Source organism: Micromonospora sp. DT44, assembly GCF_049841635.1.
Taxonomy (GTDB): Bacteria; Actinomycetota; Actinomycetes; order Mycobacteriales; family Micromonosporaceae; genus Micromonospora.
On record NZ_JBNCKS010000037.1, the window covers coordinates 3917 to 17694 of the forward strand.

Consider the following 13778-nt stretch of genomic DNA (forward strand, 5'->3'; position numbering starts at 1 on the left):
ACCGGGGTGTGCGTCCCCGGGCCTGGCCACGGGTGGTTTCCCGGCCCGGCCCCGGGGCCCCCCGCCCCCCCCCCAACCGGGGCGGGGGGCCCGGCCCGGTCCACGAGGGACGGTCCGGCCACCGCGACGGTGGAGCTGATCGGTCAGGCGGGCAGGCTCGCCGCTCCGCGCGGCAGGAACCGCTTACCGGTGACCCGCTCGGAGGTGCCGGTGCGGTCCAGGTACGGCGTGACGCCGCCCAGGTGGAACGGCCAGCCGGCGCCCAGGATCATGCACAGGTCGATGTCCTGTGCCTCGGCGACCACACCCTCGTCCAGCATGAGCCGAATCTCCTGCGCGAGCGCGTCGAGGGCGTTCTGCCGTACCTGCTCGGCGGTCAACGGCTCATCGCCCACCACCAGCAGCTTGGCGACCTCCTCGTTGACCTGGTCGTCGACCACGAGCGGCTGACCCGAGTCGGCGATGCGCTTGAGGTTCTCGCTGACGCTGTACCGGTCCGGGTACGCCGCGTGCAGGGTGCCGCCCACGTGGTACGCCACGGCCGGCCCGACGAGCTGGAGCAGCGCGAGCGGCCGCATCGGCAGGCCCAGCGGGTCCAGGGCGCTGTCCGCGACGTCCAGCGGGGTGCCGGCGTCCACGGCGGCGAAGACGGTGCCCAGGAAGCGGGTGAGCAGCCGGTTCACCACGAACGCCGGGGCGTCCTTGACGAGCACGCTCGACTTCTTGAGCTGCTTGCCCACCGCGAACGCGGTGGCCAGGGTGGCGTCGTCGGTGCGTTCGCCCCGGACGATCTCCAGCAGTGGCAGCACCGCCACCGGGTTGAAGAAGTGGAAGCCGACCACCCGCTCCGGGTGCTCCAGCTCCGCCGCCATCTCGGTGATCGACAGCGAGCTGGTGTTGGTGGCGAGCACCGCCTCCGGGGAGACGATCTTCTCCAGCTCGGCCCACACCTGCTTCTTGACGCCCAGGTCCTCGAAGACCGCCTCGATGACGAAGTCACAGTCAGCGAACGACGTGAGCTGGCCCGGCGTCGACGCCGCGAAGGCCTCTGCCTTCGTCGTGCCGCTGACCAGGCCGTACAGCTTGGCTGCCGTGCCCTTGTCCATCCGGCCCTTGGTGACGGCCTTCTCGATCTGCGTGTGCACGTAGCCGACGCCCTTGTCCACCCGGGCCTGGTCCAGGTCGGTCATGACAACCGGCACCTGGAGGCGGCGGGCGAACAGCAGCGCCAACTGGCTGGCCATCAGGCCGGCCCCGACGATGCCGACCTTGGTGACGGGGCGGGCCAGGCCCTTGTCGGGCGCGCCGGCCGGGCGCTTGGCCCGCCGCTGCACCAGGTCGAAGGCGTACAGGCCGCTGCGCAGCTCCTCGGAGAAGACCAGGTCCGCGAGGGCCTCGTCCTCGGCGGCGGTGCCGGCGGCGAAGTCGCCGTCCTTCGCGGTCTCCAGCAGGTCGAGGGCCTTGTACGCGGCCGGTACCGCGCCGTGCAGCCGCTGGTTCAACGTCTCCCGGGCGAAGTAGAGCACCCCCGCCCACATGTCCTTGTCGACCTCGGGCCGGGTCACCGTGACCTGGCCGCGCACCACACCCGCGGCCCACTCGAGCGAGCGCTCCAGGAAGTCGGCCGGTTCCAGCAGCACGTCCGCGATGCCCAGATCGGCGGCCTGCTTCGGCTTGAGCATCTTGTTCTGCATCAGCGGGTTCTGGATGATCACCTGCGTGGCGGCGGGGATGCCGATCAGGTTCGGCAGCAGTTGCGTGCCGCCCCAGCCGGGCACCAGACCGAGGGAGACCTCGGGCAGGGCCAGCGCGGCCGCGCCGCCGGAGAGCGTCCGGTAGTGGCAGTGCAGCGCCAGCTCCAGGCCGCCACCCATGGCCGCGCCGTTGACGAACGCGAACGTGGGCACGCTGCTGTCCTTGAGCCGGGCGAAGACCCGGTGACCGAGCCGGCCGATCTCCAGCGCCTGCGCGCGGTCGGCGAGCTGCGGCAGGCCGACGATGTCCGCGCCCACGCAGAAGATGTACGGCTTACCGGTGACCGCGATGAACGCCGGGTCGGCGGCGAGCGCGGCGCTGATCGCCTCGTCCAGGCTCGCCAGACCGGCCGGGCCGAAGGTGTTCGGCTTGGTGTGGTCGAAGCCGTTGTCCAGGGTGATCAGGGCGGCGGGACGGTCCAGCCCCGGTACGTTCACCTGACGCAGCAGCGCCTTCGTGACGACCTCGTTCGGCGCCTTCACAGTGCCACCTTCGGTTCGCGGCTGCGGGGCTCGCAGGCCCGGCTCACTCCTCGCGCTCACTTGTCGCCGCCTTCCCAGTTCGGGTTCTCCCAGATGACCGTGCCGCCCATGCCGATGCCGATGCACATCGCGGTCACGCCGTAGCGGACCTCGGGGTGCTCGGCGAACTGGCGGGCCAGCTGCGTCATCAGCCGTACGCCGGACGAGGCGAGCGGGTGGCCGATGGCGATCGCGCCGCCCCACGGGTTGACCCGCGGGTCGTCGTCGGCGATGCCGAAGTGGTCGAGGAAGGCGAGCACCTGTACGGCGAACGCCTCGTTCAGCTCGAACAGGCCGATGTCGTCGATGCTGAGCCCGGCCAGGCGCAGGGCCTTCTCCGTCGACGGGATCGGGCCGACGCCCATCACCTCCGGCTCCACCCCGACGAAGCCGAACGACACCAGCCGCATGGCGACCGGCAGGCCCAGCTCGCGGGCGGTCGCCTCATCGGCGAGCAGGCTCGCGGTGGCGCCGTCGTTCAGGCCGGCCGCGTTGCCCGCGGTGACCTTGCCGTGCGGGCGGAACGGGGTCTTCAGGGTGGCGAGCTTCTCCAGCGAGGTGTCCCGGGGAGCCTCGTCCACCGTAGCCAGGCCCCAGCCGCCCTCGGCGTCGCGGATGGACATCGACACCAGGTCGTCCTGGACCTTGCCGTTGGCGTACGCCTTGGCGGTCTTCTGCTGCGAAGCCAGCGCGAACGCGTCGGTGCGTGCCTTGGTGATGTGCGGGACCAGGTCGTGCAGGTTCTCCGCAGTCGCGCCCATGACGAGCGCGGACGGGTCGACCAGCTTCTCGGCGATGATGCGCGGGTTGGGATCGACGCCCTCACCCATCGGGTGGCGGCCCATGTGCTCGACGCCGCCGGCGATGGCGACGTCGTACGCGCCCATGGCGATGCCGCTGGCCACGGTGGTCACGGCGGTCATCGCGCCGGCGCACATCCGGTCGATGGCGAAGCCGGGGACGGTCTTGGGTAGGCCGGCCAGCAGCGCGGCCGTACGGCCGATGGTGAGGCCCTGGTCGCCGATCTGGGTGGTGGCAGCGATGGCGACCTCTTCGACCCGCTCCGGCGGAAGCTGCGGGTTGCGGCGCAGCAGTTCCCGGATGCAGCGGATCACCAGGTCGTCGGCGCGGGTGTTGGCGTACATGCCACCCGCCTTGCCGAATGGGGTACGGACGCCGTCGACGAAGACGACATCCCGAACTTCACGGGGCACTTGAGCCTCCTAATCGACCACAATTCGGCCTCCGCACCGCTGGGCGGCGCTCCGGACCGAACGAGCGTCGGCCGGGCGGGGCACGTCACCCGGAATGCTACTCGCCAGTAACCAACCCCGTCCCCACGCCCCACTGTGGCCCACCCCACAACCCCCCGCACCCAACCCCATCCACCTCCACCCCGCTTCGCCTCGTTGATCATGAAGTTGTTGTCACGACACGCCGACGGCGATGGCAATAACTTCATGATCAACCAGGTAAAGCAGGGGAGGGGGTGGGTTAGGGGATGGGGTTGGGGGCCAGGGCCTCGGTCAGGTGTGCGTTGAGCAGGGCGATCTGCCACTCGCGGGCGTTGAAGCCCCGGAGTGCCTCTGCCACTGTGGCCTCGGTGATCTCCTCCGGAGGAGTCCAGGCCAGACGACGTACCGAATCCGGGGTGATCAGATTTTCCGGGGGCAGGTTGTGCTCGCCCGCGAGACGGACCACCACCTCCCGGCAGCGGGCCAGGCGTCCGGCCGCCACCGGGTCCCGCTCGGCCCACCGGTGCGGTGGGGGTGGCCCCTCCACCGTCGGGGTGACCGGTAGAGCGTCGTCCGGCAGCTCCCGGGCGTCGTCGAGCGCGGCCAGCCAGGTACGGGCCAGCCGGCGGACCGATCGGCCGCCGAAACCGGGCAGCGTCAGCAGCGTCTTCTCGTCCTTCGGGTCCAGCTCGGCTGCCGCGACGATGGCCGAGTCGGGCAGCACCCGGCCGGGCGCGGCGTCCCGTCGGGAGGCGATCTGGTCCCGGGCGTACCACAGGGAGCGGACCCGGGCCTGGGCCCGCGCCCCTCGCACGCGGTGGATGCCGGACGTGCGCCGCCAGGGTTCGGCGCGCACCCGGGGCGGGCGTGCGCCGGTACGGACCAGGGCGGCGAACTCCTCGGCGGCCCAGGCCGACTTGCCCTGCCGTGCCAGTTCGGCGTCGAGCGCGTCGCGCAGATCGGTGAGCATCTCCACGTCGAGCGCGGCGTAGGTCAGCCACGACTCGGGCAGCGGACGACTCGACCAGTCGGCCGCCGAGTGGTGCTTCTCCAGGGTGTAGCCGAGTAGCTGCTCGGTCAGCGCGGCCAGGCCGACCCGCTCGAACCCGGCCAGCCGTGCGGCCAGTTCCGTGTCGAACAGCCGGCATGGGCGCAGCCCCACCTCGGCCAGACACGGCAGATCCTGGCTGGCCGCGTGGAGCACCCACTCGGCCTCGCCGATCGCCGCTTCCAGCGTGCTGAGGTCGGGCAGCGGCAGCGGGTCGATCAGCGCCGTGCCGGCGCCCGCGCGGCGTAGCTGCACGAGGTACGCGCGTTGGCTGTAGCGGTAGCCCGAGGCGCGTTCGGCATCGAGGGCAACCGGGCCGGTGCCCGCCGCGAAACGGGCCACGACCTCGGCGAGTTCGGCCGGGGTGGCCACCGGTTCGGGGGTGCCGTCGCGCGGTGCGGTCAGCGGAACGGGCCCACCGTCGGTCGGGTCGGGCCCCTCGCCCGCCGGCTGCGGCTGGGCCGACGGCGGGTGCTGGGGTGCGTGTCCCGGAGGTTCTGCGGTGGGCCGACGGCGCAGGGGTGGTTCGTCGGTCACCTGCCAACCCTAGTGCGCGCGCCGATCCCGCGTGCGCAGCCGGTCCGGCGTGTGTCGACCAGGTGTCCGCAAGGTGTCCCTTCGGATGCCGGACATCGGGGGAGACAAAGCCCTTTCGCGCAGGTACGGTCCATCGAGCCGTCGGCCCCGATCAGGTGACATCCGGGATCACGGCCGCACGGGGAGACCACGGGGAAGGGCAAGACGATCATGACGGCTGGTTTCGCCACGGGCGACGGGCGACCGATGGGCGCCGACCCGGACGGCATGAGCGGTTCAGCCGTCGAACGGCCCGGTCCGCTGCCCCCGCGCATCGAACCGCATCCACCGGTTGGCGCCACCTGGTCCGGCATGCCGGGCGGCACCGAGCAACCCATGGCCGTCCCGACACCCCGTACCGGATGGTCGGCGCCGCCCAACAGCGGGCAGTGGGGCCAGGGTCCGGTTCCGGCCGGCCCGCCGGGACAAGCGCCGCCGGGACAAGCGCCCTACCCGCCGGGACAAGCGCCCTACCCGCCGGGACAAGCGCCCTACCCGCCGGGACAAGCGCCCTACCCGGCAGGGCCCGCGCCGTACGCCCCGGTCGCTCCCGCGTCGTACGGCGGCGGCTACCCGCCCGCCGGTGACCTGGCCAGCGCGCCGCCGTACCCCGCTGGCCAGCCCGGCTGGCCGGGCGTCACCCCGCCGCCGGTGCGACCCACCCGACGCCGCTGGCCGGTCGTGCTGGCCACGGTGCTCGTCGTCGCGTTGGCCGCCGTGGTCGGTGTGCAGGCGTACCAGCTCGACCGCCTCGGTGACCGGCTCGCCGCCACCGACGGCCGGCTGGCGCAGGCCCAGGACGGCGACGGCACCCGCCTCGACGGCCTGGAGAAGCGCGCGGACGCCCTGGAGAAGCAGGCCGGCGCCGCGTTCAACCCGGAGGCGGTGGCCAGCGCCGTGCTGCCCAGCGTGTTCCGGGTACGGGCCGGCCAGTTCACCGGCAGCGCGTTCGCGGTGGGCAAGCCGGCGGCCGGCGGCGGCACCAACCTGTTCACCAACTTCCACGTGGTCGAATCGGTGTGGGAGGGCGGCGGACGCGAGGTCTTCCTGGAGCGCACGGACCAGCGCTTCCCGGCGACCATCGTCAAGGTCGACAAGACCAACGACGTGGCGCACCTGCGTACCACCGGCAAGTTCACCGGCCTGGTCACCGCGCCCACCGCCGTGAAGTCCGGTCAGCAGATCGTCGTCGTCGGCGCTCCGCTCGGCCTGGAGGACAGCGTCACCACCGGTGTGGTGAGCGCGTTGCGCGCCGCCCAGGGTGGCTCCGGCCCGGCCATCCAGTTCGACGCGCCGATCAACCCCGGCAACTCCGGCGGCCCGGTGATCAACGGCAGCAAGCAGGTGGTCGGCATCGCCACCGCCAAGGCGCGCGACGCCGAGGGCATTGGACTGGCCGTACCGATCAAGGTCGCCTGCGACGGTTTCAAGATCTGCTGACCCGCGGCCTCGGCCGCTCGCGCCACCCCACGGCCCTCCCGGCCGTCCCCAACCCCGTCCGGGTCTTCGGCCCTGGACGATCCCGACGCTGCATCCGGTCCGTCGCGCCCACCGGCGGAGGACCCGCTCACCTGGAGGAAGAAACATGTCCCAGCCACCGACCGGCCCGGAGGGCACCCCGCCCGCCGCGCCGACGCCGCCGGCCGCCACCCCGCCGGCCGGTGCGCCCGACGCCGACGCGACGGTGCCGCACGCGGCGGTGCCCCAGCCGACCGGCACCGAATCGACCGCGCAGTTCCCGACCGGTCAGCCCGCCCCGCAGCAGTACGCCCCGGGCCAGGCGATGCCGCCGCAGCAGTACGCCCCGGGGCAGGCGATGCCGCCGCAGCAGTACGCCCCGGGGCAGGCCGCCCCGCAGTACGGTGCCGGCCAGACGGCCGCCTACCCGGCCAGCGCCCCGCCGTACGCCGGGCAGCCCATGTCGGCGCCCCCGGTCTCCGGCCCGGCGTACGGGCAGCCCATGTCGGCGCCGCCGGTCTCCGGTCCCGCGTACGGGCAGCCCATGTCGGGCCCGCCCGGGATGGCGCCGTACGGCGCTGCGCCGGCCCCTCGACGGAGCCGTGCCGTGCTGGTGCTGGCTCTGGTGGCCACGCTGCTCTTCCTCGTCAGCGGGGTGATGACCGGGCTGTTCGTGACCAAGAACAATGAGCTGAACCGGACCGAGAAGCGCCTCAACGCCCAGGTCAGTCAGCGCGACGGCACCATCGCGGCCAACACCACCGAGATCGGCAAGCTCAAGACCGAGCTTCAGGTCATGCAGGACAAGCTCGACAACACCGAGCAGGATCTGACCGGTACCCGGAACGACCGTGACGAGCAGGCCCGGCAGAAGAAGGTCATCGCCAGTTGCCTGGACAAGCTGACCACGGCGCTGGGCGCGGCGGCGGCCGGCAACAAGAGCAAGTACGACGCGGCGATGAAGGGCCTCGACAAGGTCTGCGACGAGGCGGAGAACTACCTCTGATCCGCCGCGCCGCCCGCCGCCACCCCCGCCCTCAGGCGGTGGCGGCCGGGCGGCGGTCGGCGAGCGTGGTGACCCCGGGCGGGGGCAGGCCGGCCGTCGAGGCGAGCAGCGTGCACCACCCGAGCAGGTGGGGGGCCAGGTTGTCGTCGACGGGTGTCCAGGAGGCGCGGATCTCGATGTCGCCGGCCGTCGGTGGGCCGGCCAGGTCACCGAACCGGGTCGACATGGTCTGGGTGACCGTTCCGCCGATCGCGCGGTGACGGGCGTCCTGGGTGTCGAGGGCGTCGGTCAGCCACGTCCAGCCGACCCCGGGTAGCAGCGGGTCGGCGGCGAGGTCGACCTCCAACTCGGCCGTCACGTAGGTGACCAACCGCAGGGTGCCCTGCCACGCCTCGTGCCCGGCGGGATCGTGCAGCAGGATCAGCCGACCGGTGGCCACCTCGTCGCCGTCGCGCAGCACCGTCGCGGAGAGCGCGAACGTGTACGGCGCGAGTCGTTGGGGCGCGCCGACCTCCTCCAGGGTGATCTCCGGCCGGGGCGCCGGCGACCGCAGCCCGGCGACCGCGCGGGCGAAGGTCTCCGGGAGCGCGATCGGGGGGGCCATGTCGGCAGCCTATGCCGCCGCGTGGTCGCCCGCTTCGACGGCGCGCCGACACTCGCGAGAGGCGTCCGGGTGTGGAACGTGCCCTTCCTCTCACCCCCACCCGGTCCGGGGCGGGCGGCGTGGCACGATTGCGGCGATGACCACGGATACCACGGGCACTGCCGCCCGAGACGGACACCCGCGCCCCGGCGGCCCGGCCGACTCGCCCTTCATCCGGGCGTGCCGGCGTCGGCCCGGCCCGCACACGCCGGTCTGGTTCATGCGCCAGGCGGGACGCTCCCTTCCGGAGTACCGGGAGATCCGGGCCAACGTGCCGATGCTGGAGTCGTGCCGCCGCCCGGAGCTGGTCACCGAGATCACCCTCCAGCCGGTGCGCCGGCACGGGGTGGACGCGGCCATCCTGTTCAGCGACATCGTGGTGCCCGTCGCCGCGGCCGGGATCGACCTGGACATCGTGCCGGGCACCGGCCCGGTGGTCGCCGAGCCGATCCGTACCGCCGGCGACGTCGAGCGGATCCGCCCGATCAGCCGCGACGACGTCCCATACGTGGACGAGGCCGTCCGGCAACTCGTGGTCGAGCTGGGCGACACCCCGTTGATCGGCTTCGCCGGGGCGCCGTTCACGCTGGCCAGCTACCTCGTCGAGGGCGGTCCGTCGCGGACCCACGCCAAGACCAAGGCCCTGATGTACGGCGACCCCGAGCTGTGGCACGCGCTCTGCGCCCGGCTGGTCGAGGTGACCCTGGCCTTCCTGCGGGTGCAGATCGAGGCCGGGGTGTCCGCCGTGCAGCTCTTCGACTCGTGGGCCGGCGCGCTCTCCGAGGCCGACTACCGCCGCTACGTGCTGCCGCACTCGACGGAGGTGCTCAGCGGGTTGGCGGACGCCGGTGTGCCGCGCATCCACTTCGGGGTGGGCACCGCCGAGCTGCTGGGCGCGATGGGCGAGGCCGGCGCGGACGTGGTCGGCGTCGACTGGCGTACGCCACTGGACGTGGCCACCGGTCGGATCGGGCCGGACAAGGCGGTGCAGGGCAACCTGGACCCGGCCGTGCTGCTCTCGCCGTGGCCGGTGGTCGAGGCCGAGGTGCGCCGCATCCTGGAGCAGGGCCGGGCCGCCCCCGGGCACGTGTTCAACCTTGGCCACGGTGTGCTGCCGGAGACCGACCCGGACGTGCTGACCCGGGTGGTCGCGCTGGTGCACGAGGTGTCCAGCCGCCGGGCCGACCAGGGCTGACAAGGCGATGCGGCAGCCCTGGCGGGTGGCGGTGGTCGGCGGCGGGATCGCCGGGTTGGCCGCCGCGGTCCGCTTGCGCGACCACGCGCCCGAGGGCACCGAAATCACCGTGTACGAGCAGTCCGGCGCGCTGGGCGGCAAGCTGCGCACCGGAACGCTGGCCGGTGGACCGGTGGAGTTCGGCGCCGAGTCGTTCCTGATGCGCGACCCGACCGGGGCCGAGAGCGCGGCGGTGGCGCTGGCCCGCCGGCTCGGGCTGGCCGAGGAGATCGTGCACCCCACCGTCGGGCAGGCCGCGTTGGTGGTCGACGGAGGGCTGCGCCCCATCCCGGGCGGGACGCTGGTGGGCGTACCCGGGGATCTTGATCAGGTGGCGGCGGTCGCCCGCCCGGCGGCGGACGCCGACCTCGACGGCGGTCGGCCGCTGGTCGGGCCCGACGCGGACGTCTCGGTGGGCGCGCTGGTCCGCTCCCGCTTCGGTGACGAGGTGGTCGACCGGCTGGTCGACCCGATGCTCGGCGGCGTGTACGCGGGCCGCGCCGACGATCTCTCCCTGGTCACCACGATGCCGGCGCTGGCCCGCACGGCGTGGGTGGAGCACACCCTGGTCGGCGCGGTCCGGGCCGCGCAGGCCGCCGCCCCGCGCGCGCCCGGCGCCCCGGTCTTCGGCACCCTGGCCGGCGGCCTGGGCACCCTCATCGAGGCGGCGGCGACGGCCAGCGGCGCGACGATCCGACGGGACGCCGCCGTGCGCGAGGTGACCCGGACCGACAGTGGCTGGCGGCTCACCGTCGGCCCGACCCGCGACCCGCAGAGCGTCGACGTGGACGCCGTGGTGCTGGCGGTGCCGGCCCGCCCGGCAGCCCGCCTGCTCGCCGGCCCGGCCCCGCAGGCCGCGTCGGTCGTCGGCGAGCTGGACTACGCGAGCGTCGCGCTGGTCACCCTGGCGCTGCCACAGCCGCCGCTGCCCGAGCTGTCCGGCTTCCTGGTGCCGAGCACCGAAGGGCTGCTGATCAAGGCGGTGACGTTCTTCACCACGAAGTGGGGGCACCTGCGGCGGCCGGACGGGCTGGCGCTCGTGCGCGCCTCGGTGGGCCGCTACGGCGAGGAGGCGCAGCTCCAGCGCCCGGACGCCGACCTGGCCGCGACGGTGCACCGGGAGTTGTCGGCGGTGCTCGACACTCCGCTGCCCGCTCCGGTCGACGGGCACGTGCAGCGGTGGGGCGGCGCGCTGCCGCAGTACACCCCGGGGCACGCCGACCGGGTCGCCGCCGCGCGGACGGCGCTGCGGGCCGCGTACCCCACCCTGGTCCTCGCCGGCGCCGGCTACGACGGTGTCGGCATACCGGTCTGCGTCCGCTCCGGCGAGACGGCGGCCGACGAGATCATCACAGCACTGGGAGGATCGGCGAGATGACCGAGCAGACCAACGCGGCCCGGCTACGGGAGCTGAACGACAGCATCCGCTACACGATGTGGTCGGTGTTCCGGGCCAGCGCCCCGCTGCCGTCGCTGCGGGACAACGTCACCGGCGAGGTCGAATCCCTCTTCGAGGAGCTGGCCGGCAAGGACGTGGTGATCCGGGGCGTGTACGACGTGGCCGGCCTGCGCGCCGACGCGGACGTGATGATCTGGTGGCACTCGGCGTCGAGCGACGCCCTCCAGGACGCGTACCTGCGGTTCCGGCGCACGACGCTGGGCCGGGCGCTGACCCCGGTGTGGTCGCAGATGGCGCTGCACCGGCCGGCCGAGTTCAACAAGAGCCACATCCCGGCGTTCCTGGCCGGCGAGGAGGCCCGCGGATACCTGTGCGTCTACCCGTTCGTGCGCTCGTACGAGTGGTACCTGCTGCCCGACGCCGAGCGGCGTGAGCTGCTGGCCGAGCACGGGAAGATGGCGCGCGGCTACCCGGACGTACGGGCCAACACGGTCGCCTCGTTCGCGCTGGGCGACTACGAGTGGATGCTCGCCTTCGAGGCCGACGAGCTGCACCGCATCGTGGACCTGATGCGGGACCTGCGCGCCTCCGGGGCCCGCCGGCACGTCCGCGAGGAGGTCCCGTTCTACACGGGCCGCCGCCGCTCAGTAGCCGAGATCGTCAACTGCCTGGTCTAACCCCCACCGCGCCGCCGCCCCGGGTGCGGCCCGCCCCGCTGCGGCCCCCGCCCTGCCCCTGCCCCCGCCCGGATGCGCCCCGCCCCCGCCCCCGCCCTCGCGATCTTGTACTTTCTGTGCCGACGAAAGGGGCATAGGCCGCGATCTGGCAACCGAAAGTGCAAGATCGCCGCACTGGCTGCCCGACCTCGTCGATCATGGAGTAGTGGTGCCTGGTTTGCCCGTCTGTGGGTGCTTTGTCGACCACCACAACTCCATGATCGACGAGGCGCCGCGGGGGTGGCGCGGGGGTGGCGGGGTGGTGCGGGGTCGACGGGGCGCCGCGGGGGTGGCGGGGCGGCGCGGGGGTGACGGGGTGGTGCGGGGGTGGCGACGCCGGGTGGGTCAGTCGTTGGGGTGAGCTTCAGGATGTCGATCATGCGGAGGTGGTGCCCGGACGGATCGCCGGGCACCACCGCATTCCCGCCGTCCGGCGCCGCGCCCCCGCCCGGGTGCGGCGCCGGACGGGGATCAACTGGTCGCCGTGCAGGAGACCAGCGGAACCGGGTTGCTGCCGTTCCAGGAGCCGAGCAGACCGAATGTCGTACTCGCTCCGGCAGCCAGCGTGCCGTTGTAGTTGACGTTGCGGGCGGTGACCAGCGTGCCGTTCGTGGTGACGGTGGCGCTCCACGACGAGGCGACCTGCTGGCCGTTGTTGTAGTTCCAGCTCACCGACCAGCCCTTGGTGGGTGAGCCACCGGCGGTGACCTTCACCTCGGCCTGGAAGCCTCCGCTCCACTGACCCGTGACCTGGTACGTCGCCGTGCAGGCGCCGGCCGGCGGCGGGGTGCTCGGCGGGGGAGTCGTGGGCGGGGGCGTGGTGGGCGGCGGCGTCGTCGGCGGGGGCGTGGTGGGCGGCGGCGTCGTCGGCGGTGTGGTGGGCGGCGGCGGCGTGGATCCGCCACCGAAGTCCACGTCACTGCACAGGTAGTACGACTGGTCCAGGTGGCTCGCCTGCCAGATGGTGTAGACGATGTGCCGCCCGGTCCGTCCCGTCGCGTTGACCGGGATCTGGATGGAGACGCCGCCGGTGTCCTTGTCCCACTGCGACGCCGGGGTGTTGCCGATCTGACCGGCCAACTCCAGGTCGTTCCAGCCCAGCGGCTGGGTGGCCGAGTTGAAGCCCTGCTTCGTCACGTACACCCGGATGTAGTCGGCGCCGTGGCTGGCCTGGTCGAAGAAGCGCAGCCGGAAGTTGTTCGCCACCGACGTGGTCTTCCAGGCGCCGACCGTGTCCATGGCGTTGTAACGGCCGTTCTGGGTCCGTCCGCCGCTGCACAGTTGGCCGTTCGGGATCGCGCCCTGGTGGTTGCCGGCCACACCCTCCCGGAACAGGCCGTTCCAGTTCCACATGGCCTGCGGGTCGGCCTGCCAGGCCTGCCAGCACATCGGGTCCTCGGTGGCCATGCGCGGGTTCTGGAAGTCACCACCCCAGCGCTGCCAGCAGCTGTAGCTGCGCGAGGGTGGGTCGACGACCGAGCCGTGCGCGGAGGCGGATGGGACCAGCGAGACGCTCAGCGCCGTGGTTAACAGGAGCGTGGCGGCTGCCGCGATGGCGAGCGGCCGGAGCACGCGTGGTGTTCGGGCGATTGTGGACATGGAGCCCCCGGGGGGATGAGGTCGGACGTCGACACCCGGACTGCCGGGAGTTGCCCGCTCCCGTGCCTATTCGCTGGCTCCCGCGATGGCTCTACCCGGCACGATGCCAGGTTGATCGTCGGACGTCAATGGCTGCCGGTCGCGCGTCTCGGCGCATCGGGGTGTGCAGGATGCCGTCCTCGACGTACTCCGGGCCGCTGACCGTGAAGCCGTGTCGGGCGTAGAACGGGACGAGGTGCGACTGGGCCTCCAGCACGCACGGCCGGTCGCCGACCAGGTCGAGCGCCGCCGCCATCAGCCGGCCGGCGTGCCCGCCACCACGGGCCGCCGGGGCCACCACCACCCGGCCGATCCGGGCGACGTCGTCCGGGTCGGCCAGGATCCGCAGGTACGCCATCGGAGAGCCGCCGTCGGTCAGCCAGACGTGCCGGGTACCCGGTTCCACGTCCCGTCCGTCGAGTTCGGGGAACGGGCAGTTCTGCTCCACCACGAACACGTCGATGCGCAGTTTGAGCAGGTCGTGGAAGGTGCGGGTGTCCAGGTCGGCGAAGAGAGCGGTTCGGATCTCGGCGGTCTGCTGGGGCATCC

Annotated in this window: 11 protein-coding genes; 5 read left to right on the top strand and 6 right to left on the bottom strand. The window is 73.0% G+C overall.

Going from position 1 to position 13778, the window contains the following annotated elements:
* Nucleotides 1-143: 143 nt before the first annotated feature.
* The 3 genes from ACLQ25_RS21125 to ACLQ25_RS21135 form a co-directional block, all read right to left on the bottom strand.
* Nucleotides 144-2273, bottom strand: coding sequence for a 3-hydroxyacyl-CoA dehydrogenase NAD-binding domain-containing protein (locus tag ACLQ25_RS21125; protein ID WP_425732581.1), 2130 nt, complete (start codon nucleotides 2271-2273; stop codon nucleotides 144-146).
* Nucleotides 2274-2293: 20 nt separating this feature from the next.
* The gene (locus tag ACLQ25_RS21130; RefSeq protein WP_425732528.1) at nucleotides 2294-3490 is read right to left on the bottom strand and encodes a thiolase family protein; all 1197 of its coding nucleotides are present in this window, start codon (nucleotides 3488-3490) and stop codon (nucleotides 2294-2296) included.
* A gap of 280 nt (nucleotides 3491-3770) precedes the next feature.
* On the bottom strand, nucleotides 3771-5096 hold the full coding sequence (locus tag ACLQ25_RS21135) for a ribonuclease D (RefSeq protein ID WP_425732529.1): 1326 nt from the start codon (nucleotides 5094-5096) through the stop codon (nucleotides 3771-3773).
* Between the two features lie 246 nt (nucleotides 5097-5342).
* On the opposite strand from ACLQ25_RS21135, the gene ACLQ25_RS21140 reads away from it, so the two are divergent.
* A complete protein-coding gene (locus tag ACLQ25_RS21140; protein ID WP_425732582.1) occupies nucleotides 5343-6575 on the top strand; it encodes a trypsin-like peptidase domain-containing protein in 1233 nt (410 codons plus the stop codon).
* A 145-nt stretch (nucleotides 6576-6720) separates the two neighbouring features.
* On the top strand, nucleotides 6721-7599 hold the full coding sequence (locus tag ACLQ25_RS21145; protein WP_425732530.1) for a hypothetical protein: 879 nt from the start codon (nucleotides 6721-6723) through the stop codon (nucleotides 7597-7599).
* A gap of 31 nt (nucleotides 7600-7630) precedes the next feature.
* On the opposite strand, the gene ACLQ25_RS21150 is transcribed toward ACLQ25_RS21145, so the two are convergent.
* Nucleotides 7631-8203, bottom strand: coding sequence for a DUF3000 domain-containing protein (locus ACLQ25_RS21150; protein WP_425732531.1), 573 nt, complete (start codon nucleotides 8201-8203; stop codon nucleotides 7631-7633).
* 136 nt (nucleotides 8204-8339) lie between these two features.
* Here ACLQ25_RS21150 and hemE point away from each other — a divergent pair, with 136 nt between their 5' ends.
* The 3 genes from hemE to hemQ are packed head-to-tail and all read left to right on the top strand — an operon-like array spanning nucleotide 8340 to nucleotide 11552.
* Nucleotides 8340-9437 carry a uroporphyrinogen decarboxylase gene (hemE, locus tag ACLQ25_RS21155; protein ID WP_425732532.1) on the top strand — a complete coding sequence of 366 codons (1098 nt, stop codon included), beginning with the start codon at nucleotides 8340-8342 and terminating at the stop codon, nucleotides 9435-9437.
* Between the two features lie 7 nt (nucleotides 9438-9444).
* Entirely contained in the window at nucleotides 9445-10854 is a 1410-nt protein-coding gene (hemG, locus tag ACLQ25_RS21160; RefSeq protein WP_425732533.1) for a protoporphyrinogen oxidase, read from the top strand.
* A complete protein-coding gene (hemQ, locus tag ACLQ25_RS21165) occupies nucleotides 10851-11552 on the top strand; it encodes a hydrogen peroxide-dependent heme synthase (RefSeq protein ID WP_425732534.1) in 702 nt (233 codons plus the stop codon). The genes hemG and hemQ overlap by 4 nt, the downstream gene beginning before the upstream one ends.
* A 510-nt stretch (nucleotides 11553-12062) precedes the next feature.
* On the opposite strand, the gene ACLQ25_RS21170 is transcribed toward hemQ, so the two are convergent.
* Nucleotides 12063-13190, bottom strand: coding sequence for a lytic polysaccharide monooxygenase auxiliary activity family 9 protein (locus tag ACLQ25_RS21170; RefSeq protein ID WP_425732535.1), 1128 nt, complete (start codon nucleotides 13188-13190; stop codon nucleotides 12063-12065).
* A 91-nt stretch (nucleotides 13191-13281) separates the two neighbouring features.
* Nucleotides 13282-13776, bottom strand: a complete 495-nt coding sequence (locus ACLQ25_RS21175; RefSeq protein WP_425732536.1) for a GNAT family N-acetyltransferase — start codon at nucleotides 13774-13776, stop codon at nucleotides 13282-13284.
* Between the last annotated feature and the right edge of the window lie 2 nt (nucleotides 13777-13778).

Coding starts and splice junctions, on each gene's coding strand:
- ACLQ25_RS21140 (WP_425732582.1), top strand. CDS start 5,343: ATGGGCGCCGACCCGGACGGCATGAGCGGTTCAGCCGTCGAACGGCCC.
- ACLQ25_RS21145 (WP_425732530.1), top strand. CDS start 6,721: ATGTCCCAGCCACCGACCGGCCCGGAGGGCACCCCGCCCGCCGCGCCG.
- ACLQ25_RS21150 (WP_425732531.1), bottom strand. CDS start 8,203: ATGGCCCCCCCGATCGCGCTCCCGGAGACCTTCGCCCGCGCGGTCGCC.
- hemE (WP_425732532.1), top strand. CDS start 8,340: ATGACCACGGATACCACGGGCACTGCCGCCCGAGACGGACACCCGCGC.
- hemG (WP_425732533.1), top strand. CDS start 9,445: ATGCGGCAGCCCTGGCGGGTGGCGGTGGTCGGCGGCGGGATCGCCGGG.
- hemQ (WP_425732534.1), top strand. CDS start 10,851: ATGACCGAGCAGACCAACGCGGCCCGGCTACGGGAGCTGAACGACAGC.
- ACLQ25_RS21170 (WP_425732535.1), bottom strand. CDS start 13,190: ATGTCCACAATCGCCCGAACACCACGCGTGCTCCGGCCGCTCGCCATC.
- ACLQ25_RS21175 (WP_425732536.1), bottom strand. CDS start 13,776: ATGCCCCAGCAGACCGCCGAGATCCGAACCGCTCTCTTCGCCGACCTG.